Below are 13,479 nucleotides of genomic sequence, written 5' to 3'. Positions count from 1 at the left end.
AGCATTTCCGGCCACTAATCGGAAGCTGTCGATTCCATTCCGGCGGGTGCTTCTATCCGCCGGCACGATTGGCCGAACGGGTGAGCGCGACGCGCTGACCGGCGCGCCTTTCTAGGTCCAAGTGTCTTGCGTGGACTTGTTGGCGAGCACTACGGTGCGCTTACATTCACGGTTGGCGTATCGGTTGCGCCTGGATCCGTGCGTCGTGGGGAGTTATCTCGGTGAGCAAAATGCCCGGCACCATCATCGGTGCGCGGTTCTCGAGCGGGTGGCGGTCCGGCATCGCCCCGGTCGTGTCGGTGATCCTGGTGCTGGTGAGCGCGTTCTGGGCGACTCCCGCCCTGGCCGCCACGGATCCGTGTGCCACGCCGGTCAACGCGATCGCCTGTGAGAACAGCAAGACCGGTTCCCCGGCGTCGGAATGGGACGACATCTGGGGCGCCGGCGACGACACCATCCAGGGCTTCGCCACCGACATGAGCGTGAACGTCGGCTCGGCGGTCAGCTTCAAGATCAAGTCTGCGGCCGCCTACCGGATCGACATTTACCGGCTGGGCTACTACGGCGGCGACGGCGCCCGCAAGTACGCGACGCTCAATCCCCCGCTGGGCGCCGCGCAGCCCAATTGCGTGACGAATCCGACAACCGAGATCTACGACTGCGGAAACTGGTCGATCTCGGCGAGCTGGACAGTTCCCACCAACACCGTCTCCGGCGTCTTCATCGCCCGGCTCACGCGCACCGACACCGGCGGGGCGAGCCAGATTCCGTTCGTCGTCCGCAACGACGCCAGCACCTCGAAGCTCTTCTTCAAGACCTCGGACGCGACCTGGCAGGCGTACAACACCTACGGCGGCTCGAACTTCTACTGGGGCGGCGCGAACGGCCGGGCGCTGAAGGTCAGTTACAACCGGCCCTTCGAGACCCGCAACGTCGGCAACGGGCGCGACTACCTGTTCAGCAACGAGTTCGCGATGATCCGCTTCCTCGAGCGCAACGGCTACGACGTCAGCTACACCACGGACGTCGACTCCGACCGCCGCGGCCAGCTGATCCGCAACCACAAGACGTTCCTCTCGGTCGGCCACGACGAGTACTGGTCCGGCGGCCAGCGCGCGCAGGTCGAGGCGGCCCGCGACGCCGGCGTCAACCTCGCCTTCTTCAGCGGCAACGAGGTCTACTGGAAGACCCGCTGGGAGACCAGCGTCGACGGCACCAACACGCCGTACCGGACGCTGGTCTGCTACAAGGAGACGTGGGCGGGGGCGAAGATCGACCCGTCGTCGGAATGGACAGGTACGTGGCGTGATCCCCGGTTCACCCCGCCCTCCGACGGCAACAAGCCGGAGAACGCGCTGACCGGCACCGCGTACATGTCGAACAACACCGACCTCGCCATGCAGGTCCCGGCGGAGCAGGGCCGCAACCGGTTCTGGCGGAACACCAGCGTGGCCGACCTGGCCACCGGCACGACCGCCACGCTCGCCCCGCACACCGTCGGCTACGAGTCCGACGAGGACCTCGACAACGGCTTCCGGCCGGAGGGCCTGATCCGGCTGTCCACCACCACCGGGGAAGCGCCCGAATACCTACGCGACTTCGGGCTGGTGGTGTCGCCGGGCACGACGACGCACCACATGACGTTCTACCGCGCGGCGAGCGGCGCCCTGGTCTTCGGCGCCGGCACCATCCAGTGGGCGTGGGGTCTCGACGCCGAGCACGACGGCACGCAGGCCCCCGCCGACTCGCGGATGCAGCAGGCCACCGTGAACCTGCTCGCCGACATGGGCGCCCAGCCGACCACCCTGATGTCCGGGCTCTCCGCGGCCTCGGCCTCCACCGACACGACCGCGCCGGAGACCACCATCACGTCGCCCGCCAACGGCAGCAAGGTGACCAACGGCAGCAAGGTGACCCTGACGGGCACCGCCACCGACGCCGGTGGCGGCCGCGTCGCCGGCGTGGAGGTCTCCACCGACGGCGGCGGCACCTGGCACCCGGCGACCGGCACGTCCTCGTGGACCTACAAGTTCTACAGCAACGGCGCGGCAGCGCAGCTGCTGAAGGCCCGGGCGGTGGACGACAGCGGCAACATCGAGCAGAGCCCCGACGGCGTCACCCTCGACCTGGACGGCTCCAGCTCGCTGTTCGGTCAGCGAGTGCCGGAGGTGCCGGCGGCCGACGACGGCGCGGCGGTCACCCTGGGCGTCAAGTTCACGCCGCAGACCGACGGCAACGTCACCTCCGTGCGCTTCTACAAGGGCACGGGCAACACCGGCAACCACCGTGGCGCGATCTGGTCGTCGACCGGCGAGCTGCTGCGCACCGGCACGTTCGCCAACGAGACGAGCAGCGGCTGGCAGACGCTGAAGTTCTCCAGCCCGCTCCCGGTCACCCGCAACACGACGTACGTGGCCTCGTACTACGCGCCGAACGGCCGCTACGCCGCGGACGACCGCTTCTTCAGCTCACTGCCGTACCAGGCCTTCCCGCTCACCGCGGCCCGCGGCTCGAGCACGAACGGCAACGGCGTGTTCCGGATGGGCGACGGCTTCCCGGTGGAGAATTCCTCCACGAACGCCAACTACTACGTCGACGTGCTGTTCGTCGACGGCGATACCGCACCGCCGAGCGTGCTCGGCACCACGCCGGAGGACGGCGAGAACGGCGTTGACCTCGACGCTCAGCCCTCGGCTCTGGTCAGCAAACCGCTGGCACCCGCCAGCGTGCAGATGACAGTGAAGACCGCCGCCGACGTGGCGGTCACCGGGACCACCTCGTACGACAACGCCACCCGGACGGTGCGCTTCACCCCGCAGGCCGGCCTGGCGGGCGGGGTCACCTACACCGCGACGGTCACCGCCCAGGACACCCAGGGGCGGGCGATGACCACGCCGTTCTCGTGGTCCTTCACCACGACGCCGTACACGGATGTCCGCACGCTGCTGCCGACCGGCGCCCTGCCGCAGACCGCTTCCTCGGGTGACCCGGATTCGGTCAGCCTCGGGGTGAAGTTCACCCCGGCGGTCGACGGCAAGCTGATCGGTGTCCGCTACTACAAGGGCCCGGGCAACACCGGTACGCACACCGGCAGCCTCTACACGGCGGGCGGCCAGCTCATCACCAAGGCGACGTTCGGCGCCGGCACCAACTCCGGCTGGCAGAAGGTGTTCTTCGCGCAGCCGGTCAACGTGACGGCCGGGACCACCTACGTCGCCGCGTACTGGGCGTCGAACGGCAACTACTCCTACAGCTCCGGTTACTTCAACGAGGCGTACGCCACCGACGACCGCTACCTGACCGCACCCGGCGGCAGCAACGGCGTCTACGGCTACGGCGGCGACGTGTTCCCGTCCAACAGCTACAACTCGACCAACTACTGGGTCGACCCGCTGTACGTGCCGGACGGCCCGCCGCCCGCGCCGCCCACCCAGCCGGACCCGCCGGCCGGCGCCGCGACGATCCTCGGCAACCGGACGCCCGCGGTGGCGGCGTTCAACGACGGCTCGTCCATCGAGGTCGGGGTCAAGTTCCGGGCCGGCGTCGCCGGCACCGTCAAGGGCCTGCGCTTCTACAAGGGCGCCGAGAACACCGGCACCCACACCGGGACGCTCTGGACGGCGGGCGGCCAGCAGAAGGCCACCGGCACGTTCATCAACGAGTCGGCTTCGGGGTGGCAGACGCTACTGTTCGACGAGCCGGTGGCGATCACGGCGGACACGGACTACGTCGCGTCGTACCACAGCACGAGCGGCCGCTACGCAGTCGACGTCAACGAGTTCGCGAGCACGGTGCAGAACGGTCAGTTGACAGTGGAGCCCGGCGGGGGTCTGTACCGCTACGGTGCTTCCGACTTCCCGAACGGTACGACGAACCACAACTTCTGGGTGGACGTCTACTTCTTCCCGGCTGGCAACTAGGGGACGCGGAGCCGACAGTAGCGCGGGGGCTACGCATTTATGATGACCGACGTATCCGAACGAGAGGGGTGAGCAGTGGCCAGGAAAGTGTCACCGCAGCCGTTGCGGAGCAGGCCCCGGGTCACTGTCGTGATCCCCTGCTACAACTACGGCCGGTTCCTGGCCCCGTGCCTGGCGAGCGTGCTCGATGCGGAGGGGCTCGAGGTCGACGCGATCATCGTTGACGACGCCTCCCCGGACGGCAGCGTGACCATCGCCCGGGAGATCGCCGAGCGGGATCCCCGGGTCCGGGTCATCGAGCACCGCGTCAACCAGGGTCACATCGCCACCTACAACGAGGGTCTCGCGGCGGCCGAGGGCGAGTACGTGATGCTCCTCTCGGCCGACGACGTGGTGACCCCCGGGGCGCTGACCCGCTCGGCCGCGCTGCTGCAGGCGCACCCCGAGGTCGGCATGGTGTACGGCTTCTCCCGCCGCTTCTTCACCGACACGCCGCCGGCGGCCCGCGCGAATCTGCGGTCCTGGACCATCTGGGACGGGCCCGAGTGGGTCGAGAAGGTGTGCCGGACGGTCAGCAACCCGATCTACACGCCCGAGGTGCTGATGCGCACCTCGGTGATGCACGAGCTGGTGGGCTACGACCCGCGGCTGCCGCACGCCGCGGACTTCCTGCTCTGGCTGCGCGCCGGAACTCGCGCGGGCATCGGCCGGGTCAACGGCGTGGACCAGGCGTTCTACCGGGTCCACGGCGCGAACATGCACGTCGAGCAGTATTCCGGCGCGGTGCGGGACATCCAGGAGCGCCATCTCGCCCTGGAGATCCTGTTCAAGGAGGACGGTCACCTCATCCCGGATGCCGAAGCCCTGCACGAGGCGTCCCTGCGGGCGCTGGCCCGGGAGGCGCTGGTGCTGGCCACCCAGCCCTATGAGCACGGCAGGCCGGCGGAGGAGCTGCGCGGCCAGGCCGACCAGCTGCGCCAGCTGGCGGAGCTCGCGGCCGAGATCTGGCCCGAATCGAAGGAGAGCAAGCTGAGCCGCAGCTATCAGCGTCACGTCGCGCGCACCCAGCAGGGCAAGGGACCCCTGGTCACCGCCCCGGTCAACGCGTTCCGTGACCGCGTGGTCCGGCACCTGGGCTGGCGCCGCTGGCGCCGGTCCGGCGTCTCCCCGGCGGTGCGGTCGCTGTGACGGACAAGCTGCCCGCCGGCCCGGACGACGTCATCCAGCTCACCGGGTTGACCAAGCTGTACGAGCCGACGCCCCGCTGGATGCGGGTGTTCGCCCGGTCGCACATGACCGAGCCGGTCCGCGCGCTCGACGGCGTCGACCTCACCGTCCGGGCCGGGGAGATCTGCGCGATCGTCGGCCCGAACGGCGCCGGCAAGACGACGATGTTCCGCATCCTGGTCGGCCTGACCACGGCCACCGGCGGCAAGGCGACCGTGCTCGGCTTCGACGCCGACCGCGACTCCGAGCAGGTCCGCCAGGTGGTGGGCTGGATGCCGTCGGAGGACCGGAGCCTGCTCATGCGGGCGACCGCGCGGGAGAACCTCCAGCTGCACGGCCGGCTGCAGGGCATGCCGCGGCGCGAGCTCGCCGAGCGGATCCCGTGGGTGCTGGAGACGGTCAACCTCACCCCCCAGACGGAGTCGGTCGTGGCCGGCCTGTCCGCGGGCATGCGGGCGCGGCTGCGGCTGGCCCGCGCGCTGCTGCCCGGCCCGCGCGCGCTCATCCTCGACGAGCCCACCGGGGCGGTCGACCCGATCGCCGCGCACGGCCTGCTCACGCTCATCATGGACCTGGTCAAGCAGGAGCAGCTCGCCGTGCTCATCTCCTCGCACCGGCTGGAGGAGATCGAGGCGCTGCAGTCCCAGGCCCTGCTGCTCGACCGGGGCCGGGTGAAGTATTCCGGCGACCTGGACAGCCTGCGCCGCGAGTGGGAACGGCCCGAGATGGAGTTCGTCCTCGACGACCCGGGCACCGCGCGAGAGCTCGCGGACAACCTGATCGGGCAGGGGCTGCAGGTCGAGGTCGACGACGTGAGCGTGCGGTGCCGCCCGAACGGCGCCGAGCCGGTGGGCGCGGTGCTGTCCCGGCTGGGCCACCTGACCTCCGCTGTCCGTCACGTCCGGGAGATCCCTATGCCGCTGCGCGATCTCATCGCCCAGGTCTACAAGGACGGTGACCCGCGATGAGCATGGCCTACCCCAGCGCGGTGCACCGGCGCAGCCTGGCCCGCAAGACCCTGGACACGTTCGAGGGCTACATCCGCATCGACCTCGTCGAGGAGCGGATGTTCCCGGCGTCGACGGTGTTGCGCTACCTGGCTGTGGCGTTCCCGGTGTTCCTCTACTACTTCCAGAGCACGTTCCTGGCGATCAGCGACGACCTGTTCATGACGATGCTGATCGGCACGGCGGTCATCGCGGGTCTGCAGGACGCGCTCACCGGGCTCACCAGCCGACTGAGCTTCGCGATGGAGCGCGGCACGCTGGAGACGTACCTCGTCGAGCCGGTGCCGTGGGCGCTGATCCCGGTGGCGATGAACATCTGGCGCAGCCTCACCGGTGCCCTGCTGGCCTGCGCGATGGTGGCGCTCGGCTGTCTGCTCGGCGGCACCATCGACGCGAGCGCGATCCCGCTGGCCCTGCTGGTGCTCTTCCTCGGCATCGCCGCCTGCAACGCGCTGGGCTCGTTCGCCGCGGCGTTCATCCTGCTGTTCAAGCGGGGTGAGCCGGTGGTGGCGCTCTACAGCCTGGCCGCGTCGGTGCTGGGTGGCGCGCTGTTCCCGATCGCCGTCCTGCCCGACTGGATCCGCTGGGCGAGCTACCTCGTGCCGCACACGTACGTCATCGACGCCACCCGCCGGCTGCTCATGGGCGACGCCGCCACCAGTCACATGGCGCCCGGCCTGTCCATCGGCATCCTGGCGGTCTTCACCGTGATCTCGTTCATCGCGGGCCTGTTCGTCTTCGACCGGTCGCTCCGGCTCGCCCGACGTCTGGGGATCCTCAGCATATGAGCGCCATGTTCTCCGCCGACCGCCGTCGGAAGGCGTTGCGGGTGCTGCGCACCGCCGGTCCCCGGGGCCTCGCCCAGCGCGTCGTCCGGGCGGCCTACACCCGGCTCGGCGCGTCCGAGCTGGAAGCCCTGCTGGATCTGGACCTGATCGCGGACTCGCGCCGGCTGTCGCTGCCGGTGCCCGCCGAGCAGCCGGCCCGCGGCACGCCGCTGACGGTCGGCTGGATCTGCACGCCCCCGGCGCCCGGCTCCGGCGGTCACACCACCATGTTCCGCATGGTGGAGGGCATGGAGGCGGCCGGGCACAAGTGCATCCTCTACATCCACGACGTGTACGGCGGCGACCTGGCCCAGCAGGAGCGGGTCATCCGCGACAGCTGGCCGGGGATGCGCGCCGAGGTGCGTTCGGTGGTCGAAGGGCTGGCCCCGATCGACGCGTACGTGGCCTCCGGGTGGGAGACCGCGCACGTGCTGGCGGCGCACTCCGACGTGGCCACCCGCAGGCTCTACTTCATCCAGGACTTCGAGCCGCTGTTCTACCCGGCCGGCTCGCACTCGGTGCTCGCCGAGGACACGTACCGGTTCGGGTTCCGCTCGATCGTGGTCGGGCCGATGCTGGCCGACCTGCTCCGGGACAGGTTCGGGATCGAGGCGAGCATCGCCGAGTTCGGCTGCGACACCTCCGTCTACCGGCTGACCAACCCGGCGCCCCGCACCGGCGTGGTGTTCTACGCCAAGCGCGACTACGCCCGGCGCGGCTTCATCCTGGGCGCGCTGGCGCTGCGCGAGTTCCACCGCCGGCACCCGGAGCAGGAGATCCACCTGTTCGGCGACGCCTCGGTCAAGCTGCCGTTCCCCCACACCAACCACGGCACGCTCCGGCCGGCCGAGCTCAGCGAGCTCTACAACCGCTGTGCGGCGGGCATCGCGATGTCGTTCACCAACCTGTCGCTGGTGCCCGACGAGATGCTGGCGTGCGGCGTGGTGCCGGTGGTCGGCGAGTCGTCCTACGCCAAGGCCAGCATGGACAACCCGCACGTCCGGTGGGTGCCGCCCACCGGCTCGGCCATCGCGGACGCGCTCAGCGACATCGTCTCCGGCGGCGGGCCGGCCCCCGAGCAGGTGGCCGCCAACATCCGGCAGACGCCGTGGGAGACCGCCAAGCGGGTCACCCGGGAAACCATCGAGGACGAGGTCTACGGGCCGGCCTGAGCGGCCGGCCCCTCCCCTCGCGTCGCTAGGCCGCGGCTTCCTCGCCCGCGGCCAGCAGATTGATCAGGAACGCCACCGTGGTGGCGTCCGCGTCGTGCTGCCCGCCGAGCAGGCCGTCGAGCCAGTCGTGGCGGAGCACCGGAACCGCGTAGAGACCCGCGCAGGACTTGGGCTCGGCCCGCCAGTGGGCCAGCACCAGCGCCGCGTACTCGGTGGCGCCCAGCTGGGGGCGCCGGCCGCGGGTGAGGCGCTGCCCGACCTTCCGGACGACCTTGCGGGCTTCGACCGTACGGGTGGCCAGCCGTCCCCGCAGCGACCGGGTGCCGAGCGCGGCGGGCACCAGCCCCGTGTCCAGCGGCACGGCCGCGAGCTCGGTGTCCAGCCGGGTCATCAGCCGGCCCAGCAGCTGAGAGTCGCGCTTGTCCGCCGGGGCGACGGCCAGGGCCAGCTCGATGAAGCGCCGGTCGAACATCGGGTTGACGAAGTGCCGCCGGACCGCCGCGACGGTGCCGTGCACGCCCGCCCAGCGGTGCATGCGGTGCAGCAGGTAGAACTCGTCGGTCGCCCGCAGCCAGTCGCCCGGGGCGAAGAACTCGGTGAGTCGCTCCAGGGTGGATTCCCGGGCAGCGGCGAGCACCGCGGGGTCGAGCGCCTCGGGTGCGACGGCCTCGTTGCTGAACAGCCGCCACCGCGCCAGCCGCTCCACCAGCTGCGGGGACGTGGTGGCGGTGGCGGGCTGGCCGGCGTAGTAGAAGCCGCGGGCCACCTCGCCGCCGAGGCCGGAGAGCCGGTGCCCCTGCTCCAGGTGGCTCTCGGCGAGCAGCAGCGGCGCCAGCGCCAGCGGACTGGCCTGGCACTCCAGCGCCCGGGCCGCCTCCAGCGCCAGCTGGTGCGCCTCGTGCGGCTCCGGCCACCGCTGCTCGTCCATGCGGTGCACCTGGTGGCGCATGCCGTACCTGCGGGAGAGCTCGGCCGCGATCCGGACGTCCGCGCTCCGGCCCGAGCCCAGCGTCAGCGTGCACAGCCCCCTGCGCTGCTCGGGCGGCAGGGCCGCGAGCAGGATCCGCGAGTCGTGGCCACCGGTGAGCTGGAGCACGGCCTCGGGGTGCCGGCCGACGTAGCTGGTCTCGAACGCGCGGAGGATGTCGGCCATCTCGGCAACGGCGTCGTCCAGGTCCGGCGCCTGGGCCGGGCGGGCCGGTGGCGCCGCGTACTGTCGGCAGGTGAGCCGGCCCTCGCTCAAGGTGGCGATGGTCGCCGGCGGCAGGGCACGGACGCCGGGGAACACCGTCGCGTCGCCGATCTGCCAGCCGATCAGGGCCTGCGCGCCCAGGCCCGCCGGGTCGAAACCGCCGCCGGCCAGCGCGGCCAGCGCCCGCGCGCTCGTCGACACCGCCGCGACGCCGGGGCCCGTCCACCGGTAGAGCTGCCGGAATCCCAGCCAGTCACCGGCGATCACGACCGGTGCGCCGGCCGCCGGGCGGTGCGCCGCCGCGAACGGGGGCAGCAGGTCGATCAGCCGGGACTCGCCGGCCAGCAGCTCGCCGAGGTCAGCCGTCGGCACCTCGGCCAGCCGGGTCCGGACGGCGCGTGACAACCGCACCGTGAAAGGACCACCGCCCGCCGGAGGGACGTCCTCCGCCTCGGACCCCGCGCCGGCGATCCAGCCGTCGGCCGTCTCCTCGACGTGGTCGACGACGGTGTCCGCGTCGGCCAGAAACGCCAGCGCCTCCGGCAGCGGGCGGCGCAGACGCTCAGCCGCGCCCGGGGCGAGGGACACACACAGGAAGGCTCTCATCGGACAGCGATACCCCGCTCATCAGTTGGCCGGTGCCACCGGCTTGCCGTCGTCCTGCCAGGTGTTGTTCTTCCAGCGGTTGCCGGGCAGACCGGAGTTGAAACTGGTCACGGGTCCGTAGCCACCGCACTTGCCGTTGCGGCCGCGCTGGAACACGTTGTCCTCGACGACGATGTCACGCACCCCGGAGGTGTGCGCCTTGCCGGCCGTGGCGCCGCCGTAGAGGCAGTACGAGATGTCCGGGTTGGCGCCCAGCAGGTTGTTCCGGATCGTCACCCCGGACACGGGCCCGAAGTCGGCGAACAGGTTGATGTTGCCCGAGCACCCGCCGCCGGAGTTGTTCGACTTGGCGTCGCAGGCGATGGTGTTGTGGATCAGTGTCACGTTGCTGCGACCACCGTCGCCGGTGTCGTTGGCCAGGAAGCCGCCGAGGTGCCAGTCGACGTTGTCGGGGATCAGCTGCCCGTGCAGCCAGGAGTCCCGGATGTCGCAGTTCGCGGCGCAGGTCACCGCCGTCGCTCCACCGTGGATGTTCGACCGGCGGATCGTCATGTTGGTGCTCAGCACCGCCGGCCCCTGCCACATGCCGGCCGAGACCTCGGAATCCTCGAGCGTGAAGGAGAACTCGGTGGCCTCGGTCGTGGTGAGGGTGCCCTTGACGAGACTCTTGCGGATGACCACGCCCTGCGCCCGGATCATGAACGGATCACAATTGATGATCTTTCCGGTGACCTCGAACCCATTCCTGGTGACCGTGCAGGGCCCGGAGTAGGCGCTCAGCTGGGTGCCGGACGGCACCCCGGTGTTGCCCGGGCCCGGGAAGCCGCCCGCGGCATCGAGGGTCGTCTTGCCCAGGCTGGCCTGGGGCGCCTTCGCCGACGACGACGGGACGCTGCTGCTCGGGGCGGCGCTGCCCGGCGCCGACAAGGTGGGCACGGGCGAGCCGAGGCCGGGCGACGGAGCGCCCTGGGTCGCGGCGACCGGTTCACCGGCCGGCGAGCGGTATTCGTTGATCAGGAAGCCCGCGGCGAGGACGATCACCGCCGCGAGCACGGCGACCGCCGCCATGGCGCGCCGGCGTGGCCGTTTTCCGTTGGTGCTGGGTGCACCCGACTCGGTCACCGTTCTTCCCTTCCGGTCATGGAGCGCTCACTGGGTCCGGACCACCGCCGGTGACCAGGCCTCGGACACCAGCAGTCGCGGCGCACCGGTGCCGTCGGCGGGAACCTGCCAGACGTCGCTCGACGCCGAACCGGCGGCCTCCCGGGGCAGCCCGTAGACCACCGTCCGGTCGTCGAGCCATTCCACCTGGTCGTCGACGCTGTGCGTCTCCGCCAGCAGGGTCTCGGTGCGCTTCCGCAGGTCGTACACGGCCAGCCGCCACCGGCCCGGCGGCAGGTCACCGTGCTTCTTGAAGGCGATGCGGGTGCCGTCCGGCGACAGCGACGGGCACTCCACGTCGCCGCGCAGGGCGGTCACCGTACGCGTGGTCAGGCTGCCCGCGACCAGCCAGGTCCTGCCACCGGACGCCGCGGTCGCGTAGAACCGGTCGTCGTCCACGAACGTGACGCCCCAAAAGTTCCGGTCAGCCGCCTTGAGCGGCTTGCCGTCGACGATCAGCCGGAACTTCTCGAGGTCACCGACCACTTCGCCGCCGGTGCGGGTCACGATGGTCCGGGTGGAGAACTGGCCCGGGTTGGCGTAGGAGTCGCCGAAGACGAACGTCGTGGTGGCTGCCAGCGAGCCGTCACGGGAGAGCCGGGCGCGGCTCGGCACTCCGGTCAGCGGCAGGTCGCGCGCCGACGACCAGGAGCTGTCGAGCAGCTTGGCCTCGTACTTGGTGACCAGGCCCCGCTGCGCCGACAGGCAGATCGCGTCCTCGGCCGTGGCGTACACCCGCTCACAGGACGCCGGCGTGAAGGTCCGGGGGCCGTCCGGCGCGGCAAGCGGCACCACCGCCACCCGCCCGTAGTTCTCGCCCAGCGCGGTGCTGCGAAAGACCAGGTGGGGTTTCGTGCGCAGGGTCGTGAGGTCACCGCCGACGGCGACGGCGGGGGCGTTGGCGCGGGTCTCAGCCTGGCTCATCCGGACGTTCCAGACGTACCCGCCGGCGGCTAGCGCAACGGCAAGCAGGATCGCGACCAACAACACGATGCGCAGCCGGATGCTCATGCGGGCGTCTCCGCCCGGTCGATGCCCCGCAGCAGCCACCCGGCCGCCGGCACGGCCGCGGCGAGCAGCACCGCGAACAGGATCAGGGACCGGCTGGGGCCCTGCAGGCTCCACAGCAGACCGAACAGCACCGAGGACGCGAACCGGGTCAGCGCCACCACGGTCTGCGCCGCCGCGATGCCGCTCCCCCGCGTCTCGGCCGGCACCAGTCGGCTGATCAGCGCGGGCAGCACCCCGTCGGTCGCCGCGTAGAAGACGCCGAGCAGCGTCAGCACGGCGAGGGTCAGCCCGATGCCGCCGGCCGGCAGCGCGGCCAGCAGGTAACACGCGAACAGCGCGCCGTGCCCGGCCACCAGGACGCGGGCCCGGCCCACCCGGTCGGAGAGCCGGCCCAGGGGTACGGCGAGCGCCAGGTACGCGACGTTCGTGCCGACGTACAGCAGCGGGAAGTACCCGGCGGCGAAGTCGTCACGTTCCTGCAGCGACAGGTACAGGAAGCCGTCGCCGACGGTGAGCAGGCCGAGCACCGCGGCGGCGATCAGCGGGCGCCGCAGGTCGCGGCCGGCGACATCCCGCATCGCCCGGCGCAGCCCGACCCGGGCGGCACCGGCGGTGGTGCGCAGGTTGGGCACGAACAGCACCAGGACCGCCAGGCCGGCCAGCGCGAACGCGAACGACACCACAAAGATCGAGTCGTAGCTGCCCGGCACGCTCGCCAGCAGCGCGAACGCCACCAACGGCCCGAGCGCGGCGCCGACCGTGTCGAGCGCGCGGTGCACGCCGAACGCGCGGCCCAGCATCTTCGGATCGGAGGACTCGGCGATGAGGGCGTCGCGGGGGGCCGTACGCAGGCCCTTGCCGAGCCGGTCGGCGGTCACCACCGCGGTGATGGCGGCGAAACCCGCGGCGGGCAGCATCGCGATCCGGCTCAGCGCCGACGCGCCGTACCCGAGCACCGCCACCCACTTGGGCTGACCACCCCGGTCCGCGGCATAACCGCCGGCGATCCGGACGAACGCGCTGACACCCTGATAGAGCCCGTCCAGGAAGCCGTACGCGACGGGGCTGAGCCCGACCACCGCGGTCAGGTACAGCGGCAGGATCGACGCCACCATCTCCGACGAGACGTCGGTCAGCAGGCTGACCAGGCCGAGCAGCACCACCGTCGACGAAACCCGCCGCACGGTGCTACCGGTCCTCGGCCCCTCGTCGGCTCCGGGCCGGTCCCGCAGCGACACGTACACGCTTTTCTTCCCCACCTTCCCGGCCCGCCCACAGGACGGGCGGCCTCACGCTACCGATGACGGCTGCCCCGGTGCCCGGCCCGTTCCGCCCGACCTGGCGGCGGATCGGGCG

Annotated in this window: 9 protein-coding genes; 5 read left to right on the top strand and 4 right to left on the bottom strand. The window is 71.2% G+C overall.

Annotated elements, in window-relative coordinates:
- Positions 1-230 precede the first annotated feature (230 nt).
- The 5 genes from ACIBQZ_RS24350 (at position 231) to ACIBQZ_RS24330 (ending at position 8,153) form a co-directional block, all read left to right on the top strand.
- Positions 231-3,920 (top strand): DUF4082 domain-containing protein, encoded by a 3,690-nt coding sequence (locus ACIBQZ_RS24350; protein WP_396091121.1) that lies wholly within the window; start codon positions 231-233, stop codon positions 3,918-3,920.
- A gap of 75 nt (positions 3,921-3,995) precedes the next feature.
- Entirely contained in the window at positions 3,996-5,108 is a 1,113-nt protein-coding gene (locus ACIBQZ_RS24345) for a glycosyltransferase family 2 protein (RefSeq protein ID WP_396091063.1), read from the top strand.
- On the top strand, positions 5,105-6,115 hold the full coding sequence (locus ACIBQZ_RS24340; RefSeq protein WP_396091062.1) for an ABC transporter ATP-binding protein: 1,011 nt from the start codon (positions 5,105-5,107) through the stop codon (positions 6,113-6,115). The genes ACIBQZ_RS24345 and ACIBQZ_RS24340 overlap by 4 nt, the downstream gene beginning before the upstream one ends.
- Entirely contained in the window at positions 6,112-6,942 is an 831-nt protein-coding gene (locus ACIBQZ_RS24335) for an ABC transporter permease (RefSeq protein WP_396091061.1), read from the top strand. The genes ACIBQZ_RS24340 and ACIBQZ_RS24335 overlap by 4 nt, the downstream gene beginning before the upstream one ends.
- Positions 6,939-8,153 carry a hypothetical protein gene (locus ACIBQZ_RS24330; protein ID WP_396091060.1) on the top strand — a complete coding sequence of 405 codons (1,215 nt, stop codon included), beginning with the start codon at positions 6,939-6,941 and terminating at the stop codon, positions 8,151-8,153. The genes ACIBQZ_RS24335 and ACIBQZ_RS24330 overlap by 4 nt, the downstream gene beginning before the upstream one ends.
- A 25-nt stretch (positions 8,154-8,178) precedes the next feature.
- On the opposite strand, the gene ACIBQZ_RS24325 is transcribed toward ACIBQZ_RS24330, so the two are convergent.
- The 4 genes from ACIBQZ_RS24325 to ACIBQZ_RS24310 are packed head-to-tail and all read right to left on the bottom strand — an operon-like array spanning position 8,179 to position 13,307.
- Positions 8,179-9,951 carry a hypothetical protein gene (locus tag ACIBQZ_RS24325; RefSeq protein WP_396091059.1) on the bottom strand — a complete coding sequence of 591 codons (1,773 nt, stop codon included), beginning with the start codon at positions 9,949-9,951 and terminating at the stop codon, positions 8,179-8,181.
- 21 nt (positions 9,952-9,972) lie between these two features.
- Positions 9,973-11,073, bottom strand: a complete 1,101-nt coding sequence (locus ACIBQZ_RS24320) for a hypothetical protein (protein ID WP_396091058.1) — start codon at positions 11,071-11,073, stop codon at positions 9,973-9,975.
- 27 nt (positions 11,074-11,100) lie between these two features.
- Entirely contained in the window at positions 11,101-12,123 is a 1,023-nt protein-coding gene (locus ACIBQZ_RS24315) for a TolB family protein (protein ID WP_396091057.1), read from the bottom strand.
- Positions 12,120-13,307, bottom strand: a complete 1,188-nt coding sequence (locus ACIBQZ_RS24310) for an MFS transporter (RefSeq protein WP_396091056.1) — start codon at positions 13,305-13,307, stop codon at positions 12,120-12,122. The genes ACIBQZ_RS24315 and ACIBQZ_RS24310 overlap by 4 nt, the downstream gene beginning before the upstream one ends.
- Positions 13,308-13,479: the final 172 nt, after the last annotated feature.

Source organism: Actinoplanes sp. NPDC049599, assembly GCF_044465625.1.
Taxonomy (GTDB): Bacteria; Actinomycetota; Actinomycetes; order Mycobacteriales; family Micromonosporaceae; genus Actinoplanes.
Note: the sequence above shows the minus strand (reverse complement) of the source record. Positions and strands in the feature narration are given on the sequence as shown.

Coding starts and splice junctions, on each gene's coding strand:
- ACIBQZ_RS24350 (WP_396091121.1), top strand. CDS start 231: ATGCCCGGCACCATCATCGGTGCGCGGTTCTCGAGCGGGTGGCGGTCC.
- ACIBQZ_RS24335 (WP_396091061.1), top strand. CDS start 6,112: ATGAGCATGGCCTACCCCAGCGCGGTGCACCGGCGCAGCCTGGCCCGC.
- ACIBQZ_RS24325 (WP_396091059.1), bottom strand. CDS start 9,951: ATGAGAGCCTTCCTGTGTGTGTCCCTCGCCCCGGGCGCGGCTGAGCGT.
- ACIBQZ_RS24330 (WP_396091060.1), top strand. CDS start 6,939: ATGAGCGCCATGTTCTCCGCCGACCGCCGTCGGAAGGCGTTGCGGGTG.
- ACIBQZ_RS24315 (WP_396091057.1), bottom strand. CDS start 12,123: ATGAGCATCCGGCTGCGCATCGTGTTGTTGGTCGCGATCCTGCTTGCC.